The following is a 575-nucleotide window of genomic DNA, read 5'->3' on the forward strand; positions in this document are numbered from 1 at the left end:
GCGCCGCAATCGCCTCCGCGCTGCTGCGGCCCGGGGACCGGCTGGTGAAGAATCAGCCCCGCCTGGGCCTCAACGGCAACCACAACAAATGCCTGGAACTGGCGCGCGGCACGTGCGTGCAGTTCGTGCACGGCGACGACTGGCTGCTTCCGGGCGCCTTGGCGACGCTCGCTCCCTACTTCGACGACCCGACCGTCGGGCTGGCGTTCGCGCCCCGGCAGGTGGTGGGTGACGACGAGCGCTGGCAGCGCCGGTACGGCAAAATGCACACGCGCTTTCGCAACCTGCGGGAACGCAACGACGGCCCCTCGTTGGTGCGCCAGGTGGTGTTGCGCGGCGCGAAGGAGAACTGGGTGGGGGAGCCGACCTGCGTGATGTTTCGGCGCCGGCTGGCGCTGGAGGCGGGCGGCCTGCGGAACGACATCTATCAGCTCGTCGACGTGGATTTCTGGTGGCGTCTGATGGTCCGGTCCACGGTGTGTTTCCTGCCCCGGGAGCTGTCGGTGCGAACCCACACCGCGACCAACGAATCGATGCACATCGTCAAAGCGGGGGGCAATTGGCTCGACCATCCG

Annotated in this window: 1 protein-coding gene; it reads left to right on the plus strand. The window is 68.2% G+C overall.

Annotated elements, in window-relative coordinates; translation table 11 throughout:
- The coding region (locus tag A5673_RS13620; RefSeq protein WP_156748180.1) for a glycosyltransferase at positions 1 to 575 on the plus strand (575 nt) is incomplete at both ends.

Source organism: Mycobacterium sp. E3198 (assembly GCF_001667015.1).
In the GTDB taxonomy this organism is placed as follows: domain Bacteria; phylum Actinomycetota; class Actinomycetes; order Mycobacteriales; family Mycobacteriaceae; genus Mycobacterium.